At 64.8% G+C, this 22,489-nt stretch carries 23 protein-coding genes; 8 read left to right on the plus strand and 15 right to left on the minus strand.

What is annotated here, in order from left to right; all coding sequences use genetic code 11:
• Window positions 1–56: 56 nt before the first annotated feature.
• Genes GQY20_RS28325 through GQY20_RS28335 form a run of 3 tightly spaced genes read left to right on the plus strand, consistent with a single transcriptional unit; the run spans window position 57 to window position 1,560 of the window.
• Window positions 57–656, plus strand: coding sequence for a Yip1 family protein (locus GQY20_RS28325; RefSeq protein WP_157220537.1), 600 nt, complete (start codon window positions 57–59; stop codon window positions 654–656).
• Window positions 657–716: 60 nt separating this feature from the next.
• On the plus strand, window positions 717–1,262 hold the full coding sequence (locus GQY20_RS28330) for a J domain-containing protein (RefSeq protein WP_157220538.1): 546 nt from the start codon (window positions 717–719) through the stop codon (window positions 1,260–1,262).
• Between the two features lies 1 nt (window position 1,263).
• On the plus strand, window positions 1,264–1,560 hold the full coding sequence (locus GQY20_RS28335) for a hypothetical protein (protein WP_157220539.1): 297 nt from the start codon (window positions 1,264–1,266) through the stop codon (window positions 1,558–1,560).
• 40 nt (window positions 1,561–1,600) lie between these two features.
• Here the strand turns inward: GQY20_RS28335 and GQY20_RS28340 are convergent, their stop codons facing one another.
• The 4 genes from GQY20_RS28340 to GQY20_RS28355 form a co-directional block, all read right to left on the minus strand.
• Entirely contained in the window at window positions 1,601–2,017 is a 417-nt protein-coding gene (locus GQY20_RS28340) for a SufE family protein (protein WP_157220540.1), read from the minus strand.
• A gap of 200 nt (window positions 2,018–2,217) precedes the next feature.
• A complete protein-coding gene (cysK, locus tag GQY20_RS28345; protein ID WP_157220541.1) occupies window positions 2,218–3,138 on the minus strand; it encodes a cysteine synthase A in 921 nt (306 codons plus the stop codon).
• A gap of 19 nt (window positions 3,139–3,157) precedes the next feature.
• Entirely contained in the window at window positions 3,158–4,411 is a 1,254-nt protein-coding gene (locus tag GQY20_RS28350; RefSeq protein ID WP_157220542.1) for an MFS transporter, read from the minus strand.
• Window positions 4,412–4,501: 90 nt separating this feature from the next.
• Window positions 4,502–5,905, minus strand: a complete 1,404-nt coding sequence (locus GQY20_RS28355) for an MFS transporter (protein WP_157220661.1) — start codon at window positions 5,903–5,905, stop codon at window positions 4,502–4,504.
• 204 nt (window positions 5,906–6,109) lie between these two features.
• On the opposite strand from GQY20_RS28355, the gene GQY20_RS28360 reads away from it, so the two are divergent.
• Complete coding sequence (locus GQY20_RS28360; protein ID WP_157220543.1) at window positions 6,110–7,294, plus strand: aromatic ring-hydroxylating oxygenase subunit alpha; 1,185 nt, start codon at window positions 6,110–6,112, stop codon at window positions 7,292–7,294.
• Window positions 7,295–7,362: 68 nt separating this feature from the next.
• On the opposite strand, the gene GQY20_RS28365 is transcribed toward GQY20_RS28360, so the two are convergent.
• From GQY20_RS28365 to GQY20_RS28405, 9 genes are all read right to left on the minus strand, one after another.
• Complete coding sequence (locus GQY20_RS28365; protein ID WP_157220544.1) at window positions 7,363–7,740, minus strand: DUF983 domain-containing protein; 378 nt, start codon at window positions 7,738–7,740, stop codon at window positions 7,363–7,365.
• A 118-nt stretch (window positions 7,741–7,858) separates the two neighbouring features.
• Window positions 7,859–9,853, minus strand: coding sequence for a DNA topoisomerase IV subunit B (gene parE / locus GQY20_RS28370; RefSeq protein WP_198351261.1), 1,995 nt, complete (start codon window positions 9,851–9,853; stop codon window positions 7,859–7,861).
• A gap of 81 nt (window positions 9,854–9,934) precedes the next feature.
• Window positions 9,935–10,708, minus strand: a complete 774-nt coding sequence (locus tag GQY20_RS28375) for a phosphoadenylyl-sulfate reductase (protein WP_157220545.1) — start codon at window positions 10,706–10,708, stop codon at window positions 9,935–9,937.
• Window positions 10,701–11,126: a DUF934 domain-containing protein gene (locus GQY20_RS28380; protein ID WP_157220546.1), complete on the minus strand. Its 426-nt coding sequence runs from the start codon at window positions 11,124–11,126 to the stop codon at window positions 10,701–10,703. Before GQY20_RS28380 ends, GQY20_RS28375 begins: the two co-directional genes overlap by 8 nt.
• A complete protein-coding gene (locus tag GQY20_RS28385; protein WP_157220663.1) occupies window positions 11,119–12,753 on the minus strand; it encodes a nitrite/sulfite reductase in 1,635 nt (544 codons plus the stop codon). Before GQY20_RS28385 ends, GQY20_RS28380 begins: the two co-directional genes overlap by 8 nt.
• Complete coding sequence (locus tag GQY20_RS28390) at window positions 12,753–13,049, minus strand: DUF2849 domain-containing protein (protein WP_157220547.1); 297 nt, start codon at window positions 13,047–13,049, stop codon at window positions 12,753–12,755. The genes GQY20_RS28385 and GQY20_RS28390 overlap by 1 nt, the downstream gene beginning before the upstream one ends.
• Window positions 13,046–13,834 carry a uroporphyrinogen-III C-methyltransferase gene (gene cobA, locus GQY20_RS28395; protein WP_157220548.1) on the minus strand — a complete coding sequence of 263 codons (789 nt, stop codon included), beginning with the start codon at window positions 13,832–13,834 and terminating at the stop codon, window positions 13,046–13,048. The genes GQY20_RS28390 and cobA overlap by 4 nt, the downstream gene beginning before the upstream one ends.
• An 84-nt stretch (window positions 13,835–13,918) precedes the next feature.
• A complete protein-coding gene (locus GQY20_RS28400; RefSeq protein WP_157220549.1) occupies window positions 13,919–15,334 on the minus strand; it encodes a succinylglutamate-semialdehyde dehydrogenase in 1,416 nt (471 codons plus the stop codon).
• A gap of 54 nt (window positions 15,335–15,388) precedes the next feature.
• A complete protein-coding gene (locus tag GQY20_RS28405; RefSeq protein WP_157220550.1) occupies window positions 15,389–16,783 on the minus strand; it encodes a protein adenylyltransferase SelO family protein in 1,395 nt (464 codons plus the stop codon).
• Between the two features lie 37 nt (window positions 16,784–16,820).
• On the opposite strand from GQY20_RS28405, the gene GQY20_RS28410 reads away from it, so the two are divergent.
• The 3 genes from GQY20_RS28410 to GQY20_RS28420 all read left to right on the plus strand — a co-directional run bounded on the left by GQY20_RS28410 (window position 16,821) and on the right by GQY20_RS28420 (window position 20,341).
• A complete protein-coding gene (locus GQY20_RS28410; protein WP_157220551.1) occupies window positions 16,821–17,675 on the plus strand; it encodes an alpha/beta fold hydrolase in 855 nt (284 codons plus the stop codon).
• Window positions 17,676–17,723: 48 nt separating this feature from the next.
• Complete coding sequence (locus GQY20_RS28415) at window positions 17,724–18,863, plus strand: glycosyltransferase (protein WP_157220552.1); 1,140 nt, start codon at window positions 17,724–17,726, stop codon at window positions 18,861–18,863.
• 74 nt (window positions 18,864–18,937) lie between these two features.
• Complete coding sequence (locus tag GQY20_RS28420) at window positions 18,938–20,341, plus strand: NAD(P)H-dependent flavin oxidoreductase (protein ID WP_157220553.1); 1,404 nt, start codon at window positions 18,938–18,940, stop codon at window positions 20,339–20,341.
• Between the two features lie 4 nt (window positions 20,342–20,345).
• Here the strand turns inward: GQY20_RS28420 and GQY20_RS28425 are convergent, their stop codons facing one another.
• Window positions 20,346–21,251 carry an SHOCT domain-containing protein gene (locus GQY20_RS28425; protein ID WP_198351262.1) on the minus strand — a complete coding sequence of 302 codons (906 nt, stop codon included), beginning with the start codon at window positions 21,249–21,251 and terminating at the stop codon, window positions 20,346–20,348.
• A gap of 132 nt (window positions 21,252–21,383) precedes the next feature.
• Between GQY20_RS28425 and GQY20_RS28430 the strand changes: the two genes are divergently transcribed.
• Window positions 21,384–22,085: a glutamine amidotransferase gene (locus GQY20_RS28430; protein ID WP_157220555.1), complete on the plus strand. Its 702-nt coding sequence runs from the start codon at window positions 21,384–21,386 to the stop codon at window positions 22,083–22,085.
• Between the two features lie 102 nt (window positions 22,086–22,187).
• Here GQY20_RS28430 and GQY20_RS28435 read toward each other — a convergent pair whose 3' ends face one another.
• Window positions 22,188–22,475, minus strand: a complete 288-nt coding sequence (locus tag GQY20_RS28435) for a YMGG-like glycine zipper-containing protein (protein WP_157220556.1) — start codon at window positions 22,473–22,475, stop codon at window positions 22,188–22,190.
• Window positions 22,476–22,489: the final 14 nt, after the last annotated feature.

The raw sequence follows: 22,489 nt of genomic DNA on the forward strand, positions 1-22,489 counted from the left end.
CCCGCGGAAAGCGGGTCACGCTTCCTTCTGTCAGTTCGTTCATGGAGGGGCGGATTATGGATATCGTCAGTCGCGCAAAGGCCATGCTGATGTCACCGAAGACCGAATGGCAGGTGGTGGCGTCCGAACCGGCCACGGTGAAGGAATTGTTCACCGGTTATGCCGCGATCATGGCGCTGCTGCCCGTCGTCGGCGGCCTGCTCAAGATGCTGCTGATCCGTACGCCCTTCGGCATGATGGGTCTGCCCTTCGGTGGCTATGTCGCGCCCTTGTTGCTGAGCTACGTCATCGGTCTCGCGCTGATCTATGCCGTCATCTTGATTGCGGACGCGCTCGCACCGAGCTTCGACGGCGCGAAGAACCAGATCGCCGCGGCGAAGCTGATCATCTACGCGTCCACACCGGTTTGGATAGCCGGCTTCTTCCACTTCATTCCCGGCCTCGCGTCGCTGCTCACGCTGCTCGGCTTCGCGTACGGCGCGTATCTCCTCTATCTCGGCGCGACGGTGCTGATGAAGGTCCCGGAGGTGAAGGCCGGCGGATATACGGTCGTAATCATCGTGATCTGGATCCTGCTGGCCATGTTCATCGGCGGACTGATCGTCGGTGCGGTACTCGGCAGCCTCTTCTTCGGGGGGCTTGTTTCGCCATTGTAAGCCGGGATCGGCAGATCCGGCGTGGCTTCATCCCGGCTGGATGTGCTAGGATCGGCGTCTATGACCCGATCCTCCCGATCCTATGACTGGGGTTTTCCCCGCTGGCGCGGCTATGGCAGCGAACGCGGCGCGACCAAGGTACGGCTTTGCGACCGGGAAGGGTGCGATCAGCCAGGGGACAGGCCCGCGCCAAAATCGCCAAACAGCCCCGACCGCTGGTGGTTCTGTGAGGCGCATGCGGCCGAATATAACCGCAACTGGAATTATTTCGAGGGATTGAGCGCCGAGGAAGCTGCCAAGCGCGAGGCCGATGAGCGGCGGACGGCCTCGGGATTCGCCTCGTCCTCGCACCATCAGTGGGGCGGTCCGGGGGATGGAACCCGCACCCGTGACGAATTGCGCGCGCTGGAGGTGCTCGGAGTCGATAGCGACGCCGATTTCGAGGAGATCAAATCCGCCTGGCGCCGACTGGCCAAGGAGAATCATCCGGACGTGCGGCCTGGCGATGCGCAGGCTGCGGTTCGTTTCCAGTCCATCCAGGCGGCGTTCGAAGTGCTGCGGCGCGCGGAGGAACGCAAGCCGGCATCGTCGCGTTCAAATCGGTGAGATGAAAAGTCACGTACGCAGCCGCTGGCAGGGCGCGATCCTCGTGTGCCGCAAATGTTCCAAGAAGCTCAAGGGCGGGTTCGGCTATGACGGCAAACAGCCTATCGCCAAGGTGCTCCGCAAGGCGCTGGACGGCGGCAAGGGACGCAAGGCGCGCATGGGCATCGTCGAGGTCGGATGTCTCGACATCTGCCCCAAGGGTGCGGTGACGCTGATCGATACCGCGCATCCGGACGAATGGCTGGTCGTCAAGGCGGGAACGACGGTGGACGATCTGACGAAGCGGCTGGGTCGGTAATCAACCCTCATCCCGACCAAAGTCGGCCTGACGAGCAGGGTCACCCCGCGTAGCGTTCCGCCGTCGCCTTGATCAGCGCGATCATGTTGGGGATGCCCTGCGTCCGGTTGGAGCTGAGCTGGTTGCGCAGGTCGAATGGTGCCAACGCGGCACCGATGTCGGTCGCGCCGATTTCGGCGGGCGTGCGATCCTGCACCGTCAGCAGCACCAGCGCGATGATGCCCTTGGTGATTGCGGCATTGGAATCGGCAAGGAAATGCAGCCGCCCGTCCTCCAGCCTTGTGGGATAGACCCATACCGCCGCGGAACAGCCGCGCACCAGCGTCGCGTCGGTTTTGAGGGGGTCGGGCATCGGCTCCAGAGCGCGGCCGAGATCGATCAGCAGCCGGTAGCGGTCGTCCGCATCGAGCAGCTCGTAATCATCGAGAACGGTGGAGAGGGTCGGTGCTTCGGACATGCCCGCGCGGCTAACAGATGCCGCGCTGGGCGGAAAGCCCGATCACGGATGCTCGATCACCGTCGGCTCCTTCCGTCACGGATTCGCGTGTCAGTTGCGGATCCGCGCCGTCGCTGCGGGCGCAGTCGTTCAAGCGCATGTGGGGTGAGCGGGGCAACGATAGTCCTCTCCCGCACAGGGGAGAGGACTGCAGCGAGGGCTCACTCCGGCAAGAAGTCCGGCACCGAGAGGTAGCGTTCTCCGGTGTCGTAGTTGAAGCCGAGCACGCGCGCGCCTGCCGGCAGTTCCTTCAGCTTCTGCGCGATCGCCGCCAGCGTGGCGCCGGAGGAGATGCCGACCAGCATGCCTTCTTCGCGCGCGGCGCGGCGCGCATATTCCTTGGCGTCGGCCGGATCGACCTGGATCACCCCGTCGAGCAGCTGGGTGTGGAGATTGGCGGGCACGAAACCCGCGCCGATGCCCTGGATCGGATGCGGACCCGGCGAGCCCCCGGAAATGACCGGCGAAAGCGTTGGTTCGACCGCAAAGACCTTGAGATTCGGCCAGGCTTTCTTCAGCACCTGTGCACTGCCGGTGATATGCCCGCCCGTGCCGACGCCGGTGATCAGCACGTCGATCGGAGTGTCCTGGAAGTCGGCGAGGATTTCCTGTGCCGTGGTCTTCACATGGACGTCGATGTTCGCGGGATTTTCGAACTGCTGCGGCATCCACGAGCCGGGCGTGGAGTTCACCAGTTCGATCGCTCGCTCGATCGCACCCTTCATGCCCTTCTCGCGCGGGGTGAGATCGAAGCTGGCGCCATAGGCCAGCATCAGCCTGCGCCGCTCTATCGACATGGATTCCGGCATGACGAGGATCAGCTTGTAGCCTTTCACCGCCGCCACCATGGCAAGCCCGATGCCGGTGTTGCCGGAGGTCGGCTCGATGATGGTGCCGCCCGGCTGGAGCTTGCCGGACTTTTCGGCTTCCTCGATCATGGCGAGGGCGATGCGATCCTTGATCGATCCGCCGGGGTTGGACCGTTCGGACTTGATCCAGACATCCGCATCCGGGCCGAACAGCCTCTGCACGCGGATATGCGGGGTATTGCCGATGGTGTCGAGGATGGTCGCTGCCTTCATGTCGCTTCTCCTGACTGGCTTATTCCAAGGACTTTGGGGGATCGAAGGTGCGGGCGTTCTTGAGCTCTGGGAACCAGCGCGCCCATAATATCGTGACGAGGACCGCGCCGATACCTCCGGCGACGACTGCCGCAACCGGCCCGATCAGTGCTGCGAGAAAGCCGGATTCGGCCTCCCCCAGCTCGTTCGATCCGGAAACGAACAGCGTCGAGACCGCGCCGACGCGGCCCCGCATCGCATCCGGCGTGTGGAGCTGGATCAGGGACTGGCGGACGAAGACGGACAGCATATCGGCCGCGCCCAGCAGGGCGAGGCAGAGCAGCGAGAGCGGCATCCAGCGGGACAGGCCGAACACCGCCGTCGCGATGCCGAACACCGCTACCGCGACGAGCATCTTCACGCCGACATTGGTCTTGAGCGGCTTGTAGGCAAACCAGATCGCGGTGGCCGCCGCGCCTACTGCGGGCGCCGCGCGCAGATGGCCGAGCCCGGAGGCGCCGACCTGCAATATGTCGCGCGCATAAACGGGCAGCATCGCCGTCGCGCCGCCCAGCAGGACCGCGAACAGATCCAGCGAGATAGCGCCCAGCACGAGCCGGTTCTTGCGGACATAGGCAAGCCCGTCGATCATCTGGCGCCAGGGATGGGTACCGCCCAGCTCGGGCCTGGGCACAGGGCGGATCAGGAACATCGCCAGCGCTGAGAGGAAGAAGAGCAGCGTGCTCACCGCGTAAGGCACCCAATGCCCGATCGCGTAGAAATATCCACCCATCGCCGGGCCGAACACCGCGCCCGCCTGCCAGGCGATCGAGGACATGGCGATCGCTGCGGGGAGCACGGCAGGCGGCACCAGATTCGGCGACAGTCCCTGCAGCGCCGGTCCGGCGAAGGCACGGGAGACGCCAAGCAGGGCCGCGATGACGAAGATGGCGGGCAAGGACGTGGTGCCCTTCCACGCCATGGTGGCCAGCATGATCGCGCAAACCATCTCCAGGATCAGCGCGGCCCGCGCGATCCAGCGCCGGTCGACCCGGTCCGCCGTCCAGCCGACGACCAGGGTCAGCAGCAGCAGGGGCAGGAACTGGATGACGCCGACATAGCCGAGCTGAAGCGCTGCATCGCCCTTGCTCATGTGGAGCTGGCCACGGGCGATGTCGTAGACCTGCCAGCCGATCACCACCACCATGGAGAGCTGGGCGAGGTTGCTCGCAAGGCGCGCGAACCAATAGAATCGATAGTCGCGGAAGGTGAAGGGGGAAGGCGTGTCGGCCATGTCTCAGATCGTCTAGGCTGACGGGCAGTGCCGGGGCAACCATCCATTCCCTCCCGAATCGCAAATATTCTCTATCATGGAGATAGAAAATCAATGCGCTTCGACGGAGCTCGCCGGCTGGGCTTCCGCAACTTCGGTGCGTGGCGGGTTGCGTAGCGCCGGCCGCAGGCGTGCGACGCTGCAGATGCCGGCCACGAGCGCGAGACCCAGCGAGATCAGCGGCGGAATCGGCCCGTCACCGAGACCGAGCGCGAGCAGCGCGGCGACGAGCGTCGCACCCAGCGTCTGTCCGGTCAGCCGGACGGTGGCGATCAGCCCGCCCGCGGAGGCCGCGCGCTCGCGTGGTGTGGATCCGATGATCAGGCGGGCATTCGGCGAGAGGAACAGGCCGAAGCCGGCGCCGCACAAGGCCATGCGCCATGCGATGTCGAAATAGCTGGGATCGGCTGGCAGGAAAGCGAGGAAGACCAGCGCAACCACGGCGATCGCCATGCCTATGCCACCCAGCAGGCCAGCAGGATAGCGATCCGAAAGCGTGCCGGCGAGCGGCGCGACGAACATGGTGGTGAACGGCCATGGCGCGATCATCGTGCCGACTTCGCTCGGTGACAGCCCATATTGATGCTGGAGCCGGAAGGATACGGAAAGGATCAGCGTCATCGTGGCGATGAAAGCGGTGAGCGCGCCTATGGCGGAAAGGGCGAAGACCGGCCGTCCGAGCAGATCGACGGGCATGATCGGCCGCGGCTCGATCAGTTCGCGGCGTACGAATATGATTGCGAAGAGGATGCCGGCCGCAACGATCGCCAGGGCGACGATGGGAGAATCGCCGTGCACAAGAGCTTCCAAACCACTGATCGTAAAGCCGAATGTGGCTGCGCAGAGCAGTGCGCCGGCTATGTCATAGGGCTCGTCGCGCGGCTCCGGATCGGGCAGCGCCTTCCAGCCGAGGAACAGCGATATGATCGCGAAGGGCACGGCGCAGGCAAATACCCAAGGCCAGGAGCCGACCGCCAAGACGAAGCCGCCCAGCGTGGGAGCGACTGCCGCCGAGATCGAGACGATCACGCTGTTGACGCCGAGTCCGCGGCCGAGATGGGTGGAGGGATAGATGCTGCGGACCAGCGCCGACGACACGCTGAGCACCGCTCCGGCGCCGAGCGCCTGGGCGACGCGAACCACGAGCAGGAAGGGCAGGCTCTTGGCGAAGAAGCAGAGCATGGTCGAGACTGCGAACAGCAGCTGCCCATATTGGTAGAGCTTGCGATGGCCGATCCGGTCGCCCAGCGCGGAGGCGGGGAGCAAGCTCATCACCAGAACAAGCTGGTAGACGGTGACGATCAGCACCGCTGCGGAGGAGGGCACGTGGAGATCGCGTGCGATCGTCGGCAGCGCCACCGTGGCGATGCCGCCGTCGATCACGGCAAGCGCGGTGCCGAAGCAGAGCGCGACGATGGCAACGTAGCGGCGGGGGGTGGGCAGGCCGTCGGTCATCCCGCGCTCATGCGCGAACTGGGCCTCAGTTTCCATGCGCATTCGGAAATCGGGCCGCAAACATCGATCGGGCGCATTTTCGGAGTGCGTCTATCAAAACCAATTGACCCCACGATGCGCACAGCAGATAGTTTGGGGGCGACAATAAATATGGACCGGTCGCTGACCGGCGCCTTTTTTGCGTATCGAGAGAGGAGAGATCTCATGGAACGCGCCCAGCGGATCGCCATCGCGAAGCAGCTGCTCGAGATGGTCGACCGGAAAGAAACGCAATATTCCGACGAGCCCGCCTGGGAGGCGGATATCGGCCGCTTCACCGACAAGGCGCGGTTCCTGAAGGAGAAGGAGGAATTCTTCCTCAATCGCCCGCAGGTGATCGCCTATACCGCCGATATTCCCGAGAACGGGGATTATTACGCCACGGAGATCGCAGGAAAGCCGATCCTGCTGACGCGGGGCAAGGACGGCAAGGCGCGGGCCTTCCTCAATGCCTGCCGCCACCGCGGCGTGCAGCTGGCCGAAGGCTGCGGCCACGCCTCCACCTTCACCTGCCCCTATCATGCCTGGACGTTCAACTCGCATGGCGACCTGATCGGCGTGCCGAGCAAGGATTCCTTCGACGGCCTGCTCGAGGATCGCGGCCTGATCGCGCTGCCGATCCATGAGGAAATCGGCTTGATCATGGTCCATCCGCAACCGGACGGCCATCTCGATTTCGACGCGTATATGGGCAACATGAAAGGCCTGATCGCCGGCTATCACTACGAAAATCTGCGCTTCGTGAAGGAGTTCCGCTCGACGGCGCGGATAAACTGGAAGCATGCGGTGGATGGCGGCGTGGAGGGCTATCATGTGCCCTTCCTGCATCCGCAGACCGTAGGCCCGATGACGCTCCAGCAGTTCCTGCACATCGATAGCGGCCTGCATCACACGTTGGTGACCGTGAGCCCGGACATCGTGAAGCTGAAGGATCTGCCGGAAGAGGAATGGCCCGAATGGTGCTATTTCTCCTGCACCAACGCGATCTTCCCGAATACGGTGGTCGGTGCTGGCGAGCTGATGGCCTTCTTCCAGCGCAGCGATCCGAGCGATGAGCCGGGCAAGTGCGATTATGTGTTTCGCCTCTACGGCTGGGATCGCAACGCACCCGAGGAAATCCGCCAGCGCGACGAGCATGTCGCGAACATGCTGATCACCGTCGCGATGGAGGAGGACATGAAGGTCCAGTCCAATTCGCAGATCATGATGGAGAATGGCGCGGTTCCGTCGGTGATTTTCGGCCGGCGCGAGCAGAACGTCATGCGCATGCACAAGAATTACGACAGGCTGATCGGCCACGACGCCGAAGCCGCGCTTGCGGCGGAGGGGCTGAAGGAGGCTGCCGAATAAGATTCCGGCGCGGGGCCGGACTCTGGAGCACGTTCCGATCGACGGGATCGGAACGTGCTCTTTTTATGTCAGCTACGATCGGCGCTCGGCTTGGCCTTCGCGCTGCGATCGATGCCGGAAAGCGCACCCAGCACGGCGCCCTTGATGAAGGGCAGCGCACCCAGCGTCACGACGCCGACGGCAGGCAGGGCGATACCTAACAGAACGCCGAGCGGCGCGTCATAGACCATCTCGAAGAACAGCGCCGGGGCGACCACGATGTGCCCGACCAGCAACACGGTGAAATAGGAGGCGGCATCGTCCACCCGGTGACGGCCATTATCCTCGCCGCAGACGGGACAATGCTCCTGCACCTTCACATAGCCGCGAAACAGCGGGCCCTTGCCGCAGGCAGGGCAGTGCCGCGAAAAACCACGCTTCATCGCGGTGGCGATCAGACCGGCCATGGGAACGACGACTCCTTGTAACAGCTTGGCTTGGAGATGGGCCCTGTCGATCGGATTTGCAAATCGGAAGCGGTGGTTATTGATTAAGGATGGCTATCAATCTGTTCGCGGTGTCGCGTCAGGCATCGATTGTTTCTTCGTCCACGGCGGCCGCATTCGCCTGAATGAAGGCGAAGCGGTGTTCCGGATTCTTGCCCATCAGGCGATCGACGAGATCGCGCACGGACGCGCGCTCCTCATATTCCTGAGGCAGGGTGATCCGAATCATGCCGCGCGTCTTGGGATCCATCGTGGTTTCGCGCAGTTGCTGGGGGTTCATCTCGCCGAGGCCCTTGAAGCGGGATACCTCGACCTTCTTGCCCTTGAATTCCTTCTTCTCGATTTCGGCGCGATGTGCATCGTCCCGCGCATAGACGCTCTTGGTGCCGGAGGTGAGCCGATAGAGCGGCGGCTGAGCGAGATAGAGATGACCGCGCCGGACCAGCTCGGGCATCTCCTGGAAGAAAAAGGTCATCAGCAGCGTCGCGATATGTGCCCCGTCGACATCGGCGTCGGTCATGATCACGATCCGCTCGTAGCGCAAATTGTCGGGGAGGCAGCGATCGCGCGTGCCGCAGCCCAGCGCCTGGATCAGATCGGCGATTTCCTGGTTCGCCAATATCTTGGCGCTATTGGCTGAGGCAACGTTGAGGATCTTGCCGCGGATCGGCAGGATCGCCTGCGTCTTGCGGTCGCGGGCCTGCTTGGCCGAGCCGCCGGCGCTGTCGCCCTCGACGATGAAGATCTCGGTACCTGCCGGATCGTCGTTCGCACAGTCGGTGAGCTTGCCGGGCAGGCGCAATTTGCGCGCGCTGGTCGCGGTCTTGCGCTTGACCTCGCGCTCCGCCTTGCGGCGTAGTCGCTCGTCCATCCGGTCGAGCACATAGCCGAGCAGCGCTTTGCCGCGCTCCATATTGTCGGCGAGGAAATGATCGAAATGGTCGCGCACCGCATTCTCGACGAGGCGCGCGGCGTCGGGCGAGGAGAGGCGGTCCTTGGTCTGGCTCTGATATTGCGGATTGGGGATGAAGAGCGAGAGCATCAACTCGGCGCCCTGCATCACATCCTCGGCCGCGATGTCCTTGCCCTTCTTCTGGCCGACGAGCTCGGCGAAGGCACGCACGCCTTTGACCAGCGCGGCGCGGAGCCCGGCTTCATGGGTGCCGCCGTCCGGCGTCGGGATGGTGTTGCAATAATAGCTGTAGGAACCGTCGGACCAGAGCGGCCACGCGACCGCCCACTCGACCGAGCCTTGCCCCGACGGCAGATCCTGCTTGCCCGAGAAGAAGTTCGTGGTGGCGCATTCGCGATCGCCAATCTGCTCGCGCAGATGGTCGGCTATGCCGCCCGGAAACTGGAACACTGCCTCGGTCGGCGTATCGTCGCCGATCAGCTCGGCCGCGCATTTCCATCGGATCTCGACGCCGGCGAAGAGATAGGCCTTGGAGCGCGCGAGCCGGTAGAGCCGGTTTGGCTTGAAGCGCGCGCTCTCGCCGAAGACCTGGGGATCGGGCGTGAAGGCGACGCTGGTTCCGCGCCGATTGGGCGCCGCGCCGAGCTTCTCGATCTTGCCGAGCGGCAGGCCGCGCGAGAATGTCTGGCGGAAGAGCTCGCGGTTGCGCGCCACCTCGACGACGGTATCGACCGAGAGCGCGTTCACCACACTGACGCCGACGCCGTGCAGGCCACCCGACGTGTTATAGGCCTTGTTGCTGAACTTGCCGCCCGAGTGGAGCGTGGTGAGAATCACCTCCAGCGCCGATTTCTTTGGAAATTTCGGGTGCGGATCGATCGGAATACCGCGGCCGTTGTCGACGATGGTGATGCGGTTGCCTGGTTCCAGAGTCACCTCGATGCGGTTGGCGTGGCCGGCGACGGCCTCGTCCATCGCATTGTCCAGCACCTCCGCCGCCAGATGATGGAAGGCGCGCTCGTCGGTACCGCCGATATACATGCCGGGGTGACGGCGGACCGCCTCCAGCCCTTCGAGCACCTCGATCGACGAGGCATTATAGTCGCCGCCCTTGGAGGAGGTGCCAGATGCGAAAAGATTCTCGTCGTCGGTAATGGACATACGGAATCTATAGGGGCTGGGGAGTCGGGCGCGCAAGGGTAGCCCTAAATCCTCCCCATGGCCGGAATGGGGAGGAGTCGGTCAAAATACCGGATCGTTGCTGTGATCGTCCGGTGCCTTCAACGGTTCGCCGTGGATGCCGCATTCGACCTTGTCCCAGCCACGCCAACGGCCGGCGCGAGGATCTTCGCCATCCTGCACGATGCTGGTGCATGGTTCGCATCCGATCGACAGATAGCCTTGCGCCTCCAGCGGGTGGCGGGGCAGGTTCCGTTCCTCGAAATAGGCGTCCAGATCGGCCTTCACCCACTCGCCGAGCGGATTGACCTTCAGCCGGCCGTCTTCGATCTCGAAGCGGGGCAGAGCGGCCCGCGTCTGGGACTGGAACGCCTTGCGGCCGGAAATCCAGCTGTCGAGTCCCTGCTTCGCGCGCGCCAGCGGCTCCACCTTGCGGATGTCGCAGCAGCCATCCGGATCGTAGGACCAGCGCAGGCCCGTCGCGTCTTTCTTCTCGATCAGCGCGAGGTCCGGCGAGACCACCTGGCCGTTGGTCAGGCCGACATGGTCGAGGATCTGCGTGCGATAGGCCAGGGTTTCCGGGAACATCTTCAGCGTGTCGACGAAGATCACCGGCACATCCCGCTTCACTCGGGCGACCAGATCGAGCAGCACGGCGCTTTCCGTACCGAAGGAAGAGACGACGGCAGTGTTGCCGAGAATGCCCTCGGCGAAGAGCGTCTTGAGCATCTCCAGCGTGTCGACGCCCGCAAAGCGCGCGTTGAGGGCATCCGCATCGGCCTGGGTGAAGGCCGGGCGGATATCGAGCACGTCGAGCTTGCGCGCGGCCTCAGCCATGACGCAGCGCCCAGACGGGCGAACGACCGTCCGCCGCCTTCTGATAGACTTCGGGATAGAAGCCCACGGCCTTGTCCGCCGCTTCGCGCGAGATCGCTTTCTCGGGAGCGAAGCTGTCGAAGCCGCAGCGGCGCATATAGGCGATCTGATCGATCAGCACGTCGCCCTGCGCGCGCAGTTCGCCGGTGTAGCCCGCTTCCCGAAGGATGCGGGCAGCGGAATAGCCCCTTCCATCGCGAAACTTCGGAAAGGCGACCTCGATGAGGCCGAGCCGATCGAGATGCGGGATCAGCGCACGGGCGTCCTCGTCCGGCTCGAGCCGGACGGCTGTGGCATTAGTCTGGCCCAGGAAGGCGTCGAGCGTGACCGCCGGTTCCTCATGGGTTTCGTCGTCACGGTAGCGGAGCAGCTCAGCCATAGATTGCCTCCTTGAAGGGCTGCATTCCCACCCGTCGATAGGTATCTACGAAACGCTCGCCGTCCTCGCGCAGCGTCCGGTAGGTCTCCACGGCCTTTTCGACCGCGTCCACGATCCCGTCCTCGTTGAAGCCGGGGCCGGCGATCTTCGCCAGGCTCGCATCTTCCGCGCCTGATCCGCCGAACAGGAGCTGGTAATTCTCCTCGCCCTTCCGGTCGACGCCGAGGATGCCGATGTGGCCGGCATGATGATGACCACAGGCGTTAATGCAGCCCGAGATCTTGAGCTTCAGTTCGCCGAGATCGCGCTGCCGGTCCATATTCTCGAAGCGCTTGGCGATCTTCTGCGCGATCGGGATGGAGCGCGCATTGGCCAGGCTGCAATAATCCAGGCCTGGGCAGGCGATGATGTCGCTGATCAGGTCCAGATTGGCGGTGCCGAGCCCGGCGTCGTCCAGCGCTTTCCACAGCGCGTAGAGATCCGCCTTCTTCACGTGTGGCAGCACGATGTTCTGCGCATGGGTAACGCGCAGCTCGTCGAAGCTGTAGCGCTCCGCGAGGTCGGCCATCAGCTCGATCTGCTCGGCCGAGGCGTCGCCCGGAATGCCGCCGATCGGCTTCAGGCTGATCACCGCGATCGCATAACCCGGCTGTTTGTGCGCGTGGGTGTTGCTGTCCAGCCAGAGCGCGAAATCCGGATCGGAACGATCGATTTCGTCGGAGAGGCCGGTCTCGAAGGCCGGCGGCGCGAAATGCGCGGCGATCCGCTCGAATTCGCCCGGGGGCGGATCGAGCCCGAGCGTCTTCACATGTGCCCATTCTTCCTCGACCTGGCGGGCATATTCGGCCGCACCGATCTCGTGCACCAGGATCTTGATGCGCGCCTTGTAGATGTTGTCGCGCCGGCCATAGCGATTATACACGCGCAGGCAGGCTTCCATGTAGCTGACGAAATCGGCCGCCGGCAGGAAATCCCGGATCACTGGCGCGATCATCGGCGTGCGGCCCATGCCGCCGCCGACATAGACTCGGAAGCCCAGCTCACCGGCGTCGTTGTGACGGATCTGCAGGCCAATATCGTGCAGCTGGATCGCAGCCCGGTCCTCGTCCGATGCGATCACCGCGATCTTGAACTTGCGTGGTAGATAGCTGAATTCCGGATGGAAGCTGCTCCACTGGCGCAGCAGCTCGGCCCAAGGGCGCGGATCCTCGATCTCGTCCGCGGCGGCGCCGGCATATTGATCCGAGCTGATGTTGCGGATGCAGTTGCCGCTGGTCTGGATGGCGTGCATCTCGACGGCGGCGAGTTCGGCCAGGATGTCCGGCGCCTCTTCGAGCTTGATCCAGTTGTACTGGATGTTCTGCCGCGTCGTGAAATGGCCGTAGCCGCGATCATATTTGCGCGCGATGTGGCCGAGCGTCCGCATCTGCTTGCCCGACAGGGTGCCGTAAGGCACGGCCACGCGCAGCATATAGGCGTGGAGCTGCAGATAGAGGCCGTTCATCAGCCGCAGCGGCTTGAACTGGTCCTCGGTGATCTCGCCCGCGATGCGCCGGGCCACCTGGTCACGGAATTCCGCGACCCGGGAGTCCACGATCGTCTGGTCATATTCGTCATATTTGTACATCAGATCACCCAATTGCCCGCAGCCGCATCGACCGGACGAACGGCCAGGTCGGGCCGAACCGTGGGGCCGATCGCACGGATGCGATCCTTGATGTGGAGCGGGCGGGGGCCGACATCGGTCTGTTCCGCATCGATCACATAGGGCGCGTTGACGCGCCGTGCGCCTTCCTCGCGCGCGGCGATGGCGTCTCCGCCGTCGGCTACGTCGATCGATTCCTCGACATGGCGCGACCAGAACTCGCCGGTCCACCACACGACGTCCCCCGTCTCCAGATCGTTCCCCGTCAAAATCTTCACGAAAGAGTCTCCGCCTGCTTTGCAAGCGCCTGTAGCCGGTTTTCGGCATCCGACAACATCACGACTTCACCGACGACGATGATCGCCGGGCTGCTGACGTCCTCACGCGCCACCATGTCGCCCAGGTCGGCGAGCAGCGTGCGCAACGCGCGGCTGCCTTCCAGCGTACCGCGCTCCAGCACCGCCACCGGCATGTCGGGCGCGACGCCGTCCATCATCAGCTTGTCGGCGATCAGCGGTGCGCAGGCGACACCCATATAGATGACGAGCGTGCGGCCCTGGCCTGCCAGGCCGGCCCAATTCTGTTCGCTCAATCCCTGGCACTGGCCGGCGACGAAGCTGACCGCGCTGGACCAGTTGCGATGGGTGAGCGGCAGCATCGCCTCGGCGGCGCAGCCGAGCGCGGCCGACACGCCGGGAATGACCTCGACCGGAAGGCCAGCTTCGCGCACCGCCTCCACTTCCTCCCCGCCGCGACCGAACACGAACGGGTCGCCCCCCTTCAGCCGAACGACGATCGATCCGGACTTCACATGGGCGATGATGAGCGCGTTGATCGCTTCCTGTGGCAGCGTGTGTCGGGCGCGCCGCTTGGCGACCGAGATGCGCTGTGCTGCGGGCGGCGCGAAATCGAGCACACGCGGATCGATCAGCCCGTCATGCACCACCACATCGGCCGCTTTCAAAGCCTCGACGGCGCGCAGGGTGAGCAGTCCGGGATCGCCTGGACCAGCACCCACCAATATCACGCGGCCGCGTGCGTCGGGATCGAGCAGGGAAGTCATGGTGGGCAGATGGTGGATTGCAGGACGAAACGCAATCGAGCCTTGCTTGCCCAAGCCTTAGGATAACTTGTCGGCGTCGGAAGGTCAGGCGTCGCGAAGGCCGACTCCGATAGACGCGCGGATCAGTTCCGTCTCTGAGGATGCAACCGGATAGGCGCAATGGTCGGCGGCATAGAAGCCGCCTGGCCGATGGTTGCCGGACAGGCCGGTCCCGCCGAACGGCGCGTTGGCGGGCGTGCCGTTGGTCGGCCGGTTCCAGTTGACGATGCCGGCGCGGATATTGGCCCAGAACTGATCGTAGAGCTGCGGATTGCCGCCGAGGAGCGAGGCGGCGAGGCCGAAGCGGGTCGCATTGGCCTCTGCGATCGCGGTGGCGAAGTCGGGTACTCGCACCATCTGCAGGACGGGTCCGAAAATCTCCTCGTCGGGGCGCTGCGCGACGTTGGTCACGTCGATAAGCGCGGGGGTGAGGAACGGTCGGCTGGCGATCGGGCGGTTGAGATGCTTGATCGGCTGCCCGCCGCGTAGGATCAGCTCGACCACCTTCTCCTGCACCAGATCCGCCGCCTCATTGTCGATCACCGGCCCCATGAAGGGCGCGGGCGTTTCGTGCGGTTCCGCCACGATCAGCCTGTCGATCAGCGCGCCGATCGCCTCCACCAACGGCCGGTGGTGACCGTCGCGGACGATGAGCCGCCGCGCTGCCGTGCAGCGCTGGCCGGCCGACAGGAAGGCGGACTGCACCACGACGACGGCGGCGGCGTGGATATCAGGCGTGTCCCACACCACGATCGGATTGTTGCCGCCGAGCTCCAGTGTGAGAATCCGGTTCGGCACCTCGGCGAATTGCCGGTGCAGAAGCAAGCCGGCGCGCGCGGATCCGGTGAACAAAAGGCCGTCCAGGCCGGGATGGGTGGCGAGCGACTGGCCTTCCGCCGGGCCGCCGGCCAGAAAACGGACCACGCCTGCGGGAATGCCGGCCGCATGATAGCAATCGACCAGCAGCTTGCCGCTGGCCGGCGTCTTTTCGGATGGCTTGAACACCACGGCGTTGCCGGCCAGCAGCGCGGGCACGATGTGGCCGTTCGGCAGCTGCGCGGGAAAGCTGAACGGCCCGAGCACGCCCAGCACGCCGTGCGGCTTGTGGCGCAGCGCGTTGCGCGCCCCGAGCGCGCCTTCGAGCTTCCGGTTGGAGGTCCGCTCGGCATAGGCGGCAACGGAAATGTCGACCTTGCCGATCACGGCCTCGATCTCGTTGCGGGCCTCCCACATCGGCTTTCCGGTTTCGCGCGCGATCAGATCGGCGAATTCCTCCGCCCGGGCGCGCACGACATTGGCGAAGCGGCGCATCAGCTCGACGCGTACGGTGAAGGGGCGGGAGGCCCATTCCGGCCAGGCCGCGCGGGCGGCCGCCACGTCCCGGTCGACGTCTCCGATCGTGCCGGTCCACAGCTGTGTGCCGGTAGCGGGCTCGATGGAAATCAGTTCCGCGCCAGTCATTTGCAGGTGCTATCTCCGGACCTGCGGGCTCTCAGCATCATTGCGGATGGCCGGTCAAGTCATCGCCGCGCCCATGCGGCGGACCGCCGCGACCTTCGCGTCGAACGCGGACCAGTCGTCCCGCTCGGCGATCGGCGCCCAGATCGCTTCCACTTCGTCGATATGCATCGAGCACGGCGTTTCGTCCGACCAATAAGGATGAGACAGCTGCACAGCCGATTCGTACGATCCGATTTGTTGAGAAAAGGCTTCGAACGCCGGGGCGGAATAGATCGGATCGGCGGGAGAGGGGCCACGCCTGGCGCCGCCCCGCCAATCGAAGAAGAATCGGTCGATCTCCACCGGGCTGTTGGCCAGGGCCTGCTCGATCGCCGCAACAAGCGCGACGTCTGCCTGCTCGCCCTGAGGCCGTACGCCCAGCCGCCCCAGCATCGCCTGTGCCATCGCCGCTTCGTAGTGCGCGGGAAATTCGTCGAGCGGCGGCGCCACTTCCTCGGCGGAGGCGACGAGGCGCAGGGCGATGGCCAATTGCACCACGTCCCAATGGATCGCCTGTGCCTGGCGGCCGAAGCAGTACAGGCCCTGATGGTCGAAATAGGCTGCGGTGAAGCCGGGTTCCCAGCGCGGTGTGAAGCGCCAGGGGCCGTAATCGAAACTTTCGCCGGTGACGTTGATGTTGTCGCTGTTGAGCACGCCATGGACGAAGCCCGCGGCCATGTAGGAGGCGGCAAGCGTCGCCGTCCGGCCGACGACGTGGGAAAGCAGTTGTGCCGCGGGCTGATTGCCCGGCTCCTCGCCATACAGGTTGCGCAGCGAATAGGCGATCAGCCGCTGCATCGCCGCTTCGTCGCGATAGGCCGCCTGGCGCTGGAAAGCGCCGATGCGGATATGGCCATGGGACAGGCGGACGAGCACGGAGGAGCGGGTGGGCGAGGGCTCGTCGCCGCGATGGAGCGCTTCGCCGGTCTCTATCAGCGAGAAGCTGCGCGAGGTGTCGACGCCCAGCGCCTCCAGCATCTCGGTCGCAAGCACCTCGCGCACACCGCCTTTCAGGGTCAGCCGGCCGTCGCCGAATCGGCTGTACGGCGTCTGGCCGGAGCCTTTGGTGCCGAGATCCATCAGCCGGCCGCGATCGTCGCGCATCTGGGCGAAGGTGAAGCCGCGGCCGTCGCCGATATCGGGATTGTAAACGCGGAACTGATGACCGTGATAACGCAGAGCGAGGGGTTCGCAAAGCGAGCCGGGCAAAGGCTCGAAACGTCCGAAATGCCTGATCCATTCTTCGTCGGTCAGGCTTGCCAGGCCGATTTCGGCCGCGGCTCGATCGTTGCGGAAGCGCAGGATCGTCTGGGGAAAATTCGCGGCCTGGACAGGATCGAAGAAACCGTCGCCGAGAGACAGGATCGTCGTCTCGGGACGAAAACGGGACTGTTGCGGGGCATCAACCATGCGGCGATATGGGGCGTGAGAGCATGGAGGCGCAAGCATGGCGGCATGGGCGGACGGTAGTTGGATGGCGCAGGACGGCCTGAAGCTGCATTATCGCGATTATGCCGGCCCGGCTTTCCGCCCCACGATCCTCTGCCTGCCGGGCCTCACCCGCAACGCGCGCGATTTCGCGGGGCTGGCGGGGCGGCTGGTTGGCGAATGGCGGGTGATCTGCATCGATCTGCGCGGCCGCGGCGAGAGCGCCTATGCCAAGGATCCGATGAGCTACGTGCCGCCGGTCTATCTGCAGGACGTGCAGGCTTTGCTCGACAGCCTCGCTCTTGATCGCTTCGTGCTGTTCGGTACCTCGCTCGGCGGGCTGCTCACCATGTTCCTCGCCGGGCTCAACCAGGGCCGGCTGAAAGGCGCGCTGCTCAACGATATCGGCCCGGTGATCGATCCCGCCGGATTGACGCGGATTCGCGGCTATGTCGGCAAGGGCGGAAGCTTTCCTACCTGGCTGCATGCCGCGCGCGCGCTGCGGGACACCCACCATGCCGCCTTTCCCGACTATAAGCTGGACGACTGGCTGGCGATGGCCAAGCGGCAGTGCCGCATCACCCCGGCCGGACGCATCGTGTTCGATTACGACATGAAGATCGCCGAGCCGTTCCGCGTGCCGGGCAATGAGAGCGTCGCCGATCCCTGGCCGGCGCTCGATGGGCTCAAGGACGTACCCGTCCTCTTGGTGCGGGGCGCGCTCTCCGACATCCTGTCTGCCGATACGGCTGCGGAAATGGGCCGCCGGCTGCCGGCCATGGAGGAGGTGGTCGTGCCGCGGATCGGCCATGCGCCGACGCTGGACGAGCCCGAGTGCGTGGCCGGCATCGACCGGCTGCTGCGCCGCGTCTGATCGCGGGAGCTACGGAATTCTTCACCTTATTGCCCGATAAGCCTGCCGATGGCGGAACCGGTTCATATTCTCCACGTCCACTCCACCTTCACGCTCGGCGGCAAGGAAGCGCGCGCCGTACGGCTGATGAACCTGTTCGGCGGCCATGCACGCCATACGGTGCTGAGCGGCGTTCCGGGCGCGATCGGTGCGCGCGATGCGATCGATCCGGCGATCGACGTGCATTTTCCGCAGGATCATCCGCCGCTCGTCGGACGGCCGGGGATCGGTCGTTATCATGCCCTGGCGCGTTACATGCGCGGCTTCGATCTGGTGCTGAGCTACAATTGGGGGGCGATGGATGCGGTGATGGCACGGCGCCTGTTTTCCGGGCCACCGCTCGTCCATCATGAAGACGGTTTCAACGTGCGGGAACGCAACGGCCCGGTGCCCGGCCGCTCGCTGTTCCGGCGGCTCGCCTTTCCCGCCGCCTCCGCGCTGGTGGTCCCGTCGGTGCGGCTGGAACGGATCGCACATGACGTCTGGAAGCAGCCGGCCGGCCGCGTGCGCAGGATCGCCAACGGCATAGCGCTCGCCGGCTATGACGCGCCGCCTTCGGCAGATGCCATTCCGGGGCTGGAGAAGCGACCCGGCGAGATCGTGGTCGGCACGCTCGCCGGCCTGCGGCCGATCAAGAATCTCCGCCGTCTGGTGCGTGCCTTCGCCGCGGCGCAGACCGGGGCTGCTGCTGCCCGGCTCGTGATCGTCGGGGAAGGGCCGGATCGCGAGGCGATCGCCGCCGAGGCAGGGCGCGCGGGCGTTGCCGATCGGGTGCTGCTGCCGGGATTCCTCCCGGACCCGGCCCGCTATATCGGTTTGTTCGACATTTTTGCCCTCTCTTCCGACAGCGAGCAATTTCCCATCTCGCTGGTCGAAGCAATGGCCGCGGGCAAGCCGGCCGTCTCGACCGATGTGGGAGACGTCGCGCAGATGGTGGCGGAGCCGAACCGGGCCTTCGTCGTTCCCGTATCCGATGAAGGCGCGTTCGCGGCAGCCCTCGGCCGCCTGATCGCCGATGACGGCCTGCGTCATGCAGTCGGCGAGGCCAACCGTGCTCGTGCGCAGGCGGAATATGGTGAAGATGCGATGGTAGATGCCTATCGATCGCTCTATAGTTCGGCAATAGGACGTCCCGGTGCGTTGGGCTGAGCGCCCGCCCACTTTATCCGCGCATTTTACGGGATCGCTGCTATAGGCGGCGGGACTGACGGACGGAGGACATATTGTTCAAGGGATTGCGGCCGATTCAATATGGCGGGCGCGAAGTCTGGCCATTGATCGAGGGCGGCAAGGGCGTTGCGGTATCCAACCATATGAGTTCGGGTGCCTGGGCCGCTGCCGGTGGCATCGGCACCGTGTCTGCGGTCAATGCCGACAGTTATGATCCCGAAGGCAAGATTATTCCCCAGATCTACCGGACTCTGACACGGCGCGAGCGTCATGAGGAACTGGTCCAATATGCGATCGATGGTGCGGTCGAGCAGGTCCGGCGCGCCTTCGACATTTCCGACGGCCGGGGCGCGATCAACATCAACGTGCTCTGGGAAATGGGCGGTGCGCAGCGCGTGCTGCACGGCGTTCTCGAAAGGACGCGCGGGCTGGTGACGGGCGTCACCTGCGGTGCCGGCATGCCATATCGCCTCTCCGAGATCGCGGCATCCTATAATGTGAACTATCTGCCGATCATCAGCTCGGCTCGCGCCTTCCGCGCGCTCTGGAAGCGCGCTTATTCCAAGGCTGCCGAATGGCTTGCCGCCGTCGTCTACGAGGATCCCTGGCGGGCAGGCGGCCACAACGGCCTCTCCAACGCAGAGGATCCGCTACAGCCGCAGGATCCCTATCCGCGCGTGAAGGCGCTGCGCGAGACGATGCGCGAGGGCGGGATTTCGGACGATGTCCCGATCGTGATGGCAGGCGGCGTCTGGTATCTGCGCGAGTGGAACGACTGGATCGACAATCCCGAGCTCGGCAGCATCGCCTTTCAGTTCGGCACGCGTCCGCTGCTTACCCGGGAAAGCCCGATCCCCGACGCCTGGAAACAGCATCTGACGGAACTCGACGAGGGCGACATCCTGCTCCACCGCTTCTCGCCGACCGGCTTCTATTCCTCGGCGGTGCGCAACGATTTCCTGCGCAATCTCGAGCATCGCTCCGAACGACAGATCGCTTTCTCGCTCGAGGCGGCGGGTGATCACCAGTATAAGCTCGACGTGGGCGTCAAGGGCAAGAGCTACTGGGTCACGCGCAACGATCTGCTGCGCGCCCGCGAATGGGACATGCTGGGGTTCACCAGCGCGCTCAAGACGCCGGACAACACGCTGGTGTTCGTGACGCCGGAAGAGATGAAGACGATCCGCAAGGATCAGGCGGACTGCATGGGCTGCCTCAGCCAGTGCAGCTTCTCCTCCTGGGCCGACATGGAAGGCAATTCCACCGGTCGCCTCGCCGATCCGCGCAGCTTCTGCATCCAGAAGACTTTGCAGGATATCGCCCATGGCGGACCGATCGATCAGAATCTGATGTTCGCAGGCCATGCCGCTTATCGCTTCAAGCAGGATCCTTTCTATTCCAACGGGTTCGTGCCGAGCGTGAAGCAGCTCGTCGATCGTATCCTGACCGGGGACTGAGGGCTCAGCAGCCCTCGACCGGCTCCGAGTCCGGCTGAAGGCTGTCCCCGTCACGGATATAATCGATGGTCCGGTGGTCGCTGCCCGTATAGGTCGCGCGGATGCCGTCCGGACTGCGGCTTAGCGAACCGGTGAGAGTCTGCCCGTCGCCATAGTCGCTCCGGTCCGATATTTCGGTGACGATCTGCGCGTCGAGGCGTGCGGGGCGCTCGGCGCGCAGTTCGATCAGGTTGACCGCGCTCATCGTGCAGCCCTGCCATGTGCCGCCGCCCGAGAGGACGATGATCGGTTGCGCGCCCAGATCGCGTCGAAGCGTCCAGCCGCCGATCGTGCCGAAGGAGCCGGTTTCCACGATGAGCGGCCGGGCGGCCTGCTGGAAGCCGTCCGGCGTCCGATTGAGATAGCTGATCGCGAGCGCGCCGCCGCCGGCATGGGTCTGCGGGCCGCGGCCGACGCTGATCAGCGCGTAATGCTCTCCGATGGGAAGCAGCTTGTCGGGCGCGAAGGCGAAGCCTTCCTCCAGCGGCCCATCGATCGTCGGCAACTGCGCCGCAGAGAATGCGGCGCTGAGATCGTCAACGGGATTGGCGGGGGTAGCCAGTGCGACATCGGGAAGATCCTGGATATCACTGCCATTGCCATCCGTCGGCGTCTTCGGCCTGACCGTGACTCCGGGCTGGATGTTGGCGCGCGGCGGATTGAGCAGCATCACGATGGCGACCAGCGCGACGATCGCGAACCCGGCCGCGATGCTGCCGTAGAGCCAGCGCCGGTCGCGTCTGGGGGAGGCGGGATGCGCCGGTTCGGCGAGGATCTTCGCTTTTTCGCTCTCGAAGTCCGCATCGCTGAGCACGCCGGCCTCGCGTAGCCGGGCCAGGCGTTCCAGCTTGCTGATATGGTCGTCGCTCATCATGCTTCTCCGGACGCACGGCTGCCGATATGCCTCTAGAGACCATGCCCGCGGCGGGACAAGGCGACAGCTATGAGGCGGTCAAGAATCTCTAACTTCCGCGGATTGGTAGAGATTGGCTAAGCGCTCGACATGCCCAGCGCCCTGATCATCCGTCACACGCCTTACGAAGGCATCGCCGGTTTCCGGCAGCCCGTCGAGGAAGCGGGTTTCGTCATCGATCGGATCGACGTGACCGATGCTTCCTTCTCCTCGATCGATTTCCTGGAGCCGGATCTCGTCGTGATGATGGGCGGCCCGATGGGTGTCTATGAGCGCGAGGCTCACCCGTGGATAGATTGCGAGATTGCGCGCCTTGCGCTGCGCATCGCCGCAGGCCGGCCGACCCTCGCCGTATGTCTCGGCGCGCAGATGGTTGCCGCCGCGATGGGCGCGCGGGTCTTTCCCGGCCCGGTCAAGGAGGTCGGCTTCGCGCCGATCACGCTCAATCCGGCTGGCGCCGGGTCGCCGCTTCGGCACATCCACGAAGTGCCCGTGTTGCACTGGCACGGCGACACTTTCGATCTGCCCGATGGTGCCGAGTTGCTGGCGACCAGCGCGGCCTACCCACAGGCTTTCCGGCTCGGGCCGAATCTGCTCGCGCTGCAGTGCCATGCCGAAATGGGGGAAGACCCCCGCGTGGAAGCGTGGCTCGCCGAAGCCGACGATTATTTGGCGGAAGCCGGCACCGATGCGACGCGTATTCGTGCTGACTATGCCGTCAAAGGGCCGAACGCGGTTTCGGCGGGCCGTGCCATGATACGCGATTGGCTGGCAGGCCTCGATCTCGACTGATGGCCAGGCGCGACCACATCCATTCGTCCCGCCTCGGTTTCAGCGTGCATCGCAGATGGGCGAAATCGCTCCCGGAATCGGCCGCATATTCGCGAGGACCGATCAGTCGTAATGGCGCCTGCCGTGGCGATCGACCCAAAAATCATTGCCGCTTTCGTCGCGATACCAGCGGTGTCCGCCCTTCTTCTTGTCGGACAGGGCGCCCACCACGGCCCCACCGGCGGCGCCGATAAGCGCCCCCTCGCCGACGCCGATGCCCGGAACCACGGCACCGACGGCAGCACCACCGAGGCCGCCAATTGCGGCACCGCGCACGGCCCGATTGTCGCTTGCGCAGCCGCTAAGCCCAAGCGCGGCAACTGCCGCCCCGACTACCCATAGGCGTGTCATTTTCTCGTCTCCAT

The sequence above is a fragment of the Flavisphingomonas formosensis genome, assembly GCF_009755815.1.
GTDB lineage: Bacteria > Pseudomonadota > Alphaproteobacteria > Sphingomonadales > Sphingomonadaceae > Flavisphingomonas > Flavisphingomonas formosensis.

Coding starts and splice junctions, on each gene's coding strand:
- GQY20_RS28325 (WP_157220537.1), top strand. CDS start 57: ATGGATATCGTCAGTCGCGCAAAGGCCATGCTGATGTCACCGAAGACC.
- GQY20_RS28330 (WP_157220538.1), top strand. CDS start 717: ATGACCCGATCCTCCCGATCCTATGACTGGGGTTTTCCCCGCTGGCGC.
- GQY20_RS28335 (WP_157220539.1), top strand. CDS start 1,264: ATGAAAAGTCACGTACGCAGCCGCTGGCAGGGCGCGATCCTCGTGTGC.
- GQY20_RS28340 (WP_157220540.1), bottom strand. CDS start 2,017: ATGTCCGAAGCACCGACCCTCTCCACCGTTCTCGATGATTACGAGCTG.
- cysK (WP_157220541.1), bottom strand. CDS start 3,138: ATGAAGGCAGCGACCATCCTCGACACCATCGGCAATACCCCGCATATC.
- GQY20_RS28350 (WP_157220542.1), bottom strand. CDS start 4,411: ATGGCCGACACGCCTTCCCCCTTCACCTTCCGCGACTATCGATTCTAT.
- GQY20_RS28355 (WP_157220661.1), bottom strand. CDS start 5,905: ATGACCGACGGCCTGCCCACCCCCCGCCGCTACGTTGCCATCGTCGCG.
- GQY20_RS28360 (WP_157220543.1), top strand. CDS start 6,110: ATGGAACGCGCCCAGCGGATCGCCATCGCGAAGCAGCTGCTCGAGATG.
- GQY20_RS28365 (WP_157220544.1), bottom strand. CDS start 7,740: ATGGCCGGTCTGATCGCCACCGCGATGAAGCGTGGTTTTTCGCGGCAC.
- parE (WP_198351261.1), bottom strand. CDS start 9,853: ATGTCCATTACCGACGACGAGAATCTTTTCGCATCTGGCACCTCCTCC.
- GQY20_RS28375 (WP_157220545.1), bottom strand. CDS start 10,708: ATGGCTGAGGCCGCGCGCAAGCTCGACGTGCTCGATATCCGCCCGGCC.
- GQY20_RS28380 (WP_157220546.1), bottom strand. CDS start 11,126: ATGGCTGAGCTGCTCCGCTACCGTGACGACGAAACCCATGAGGAACCG.
- GQY20_RS28385 (WP_157220663.1), bottom strand. CDS start 12,753: ATGTACAAATATGACGAATATGACCAGACGATCGTGGACTCCCGGGTC.
- cobA (WP_157220548.1), bottom strand. CDS start 13,834: ATGACTTCCCTGCTCGATCCCGACGCACGCGGCCGCGTGATATTGGTG.
- GQY20_RS28400 (WP_157220549.1), bottom strand. CDS start 15,334: ATGACTGGCGCGGAACTGATTTCCATCGAGCCCGCTACCGGCACACAG.
- GQY20_RS28405 (WP_157220550.1), bottom strand. CDS start 16,783: ATGGTTGATGCCCCGCAACAGTCCCGTTTTCGTCCCGAGACGACGATC.
- GQY20_RS28410 (WP_157220551.1), top strand. CDS start 16,821: ATGGCGGCATGGGCGGACGGTAGTTGGATGGCGCAGGACGGCCTGAAG.
- GQY20_RS28415 (WP_157220552.1), top strand. CDS start 17,724: ATGGCGGAACCGGTTCATATTCTCCACGTCCACTCCACCTTCACGCTC.
- GQY20_RS28425 (WP_198351262.1), bottom strand. CDS start 21,251: ATGAGCGACGACCATATCAGCAAGCTGGAACGCCTGGCCCGGCTACGC.
- GQY20_RS28430 (WP_157220555.1), top strand. CDS start 21,384: ATGCCCAGCGCCCTGATCATCCGTCACACGCCTTACGAAGGCATCGCC.
- GQY20_RS28435 (WP_157220556.1), bottom strand. CDS start 22,475: ATGACACGCCTATGGGTAGTCGGGGCGGCAGTTGCCGCGCTTGGGCTT.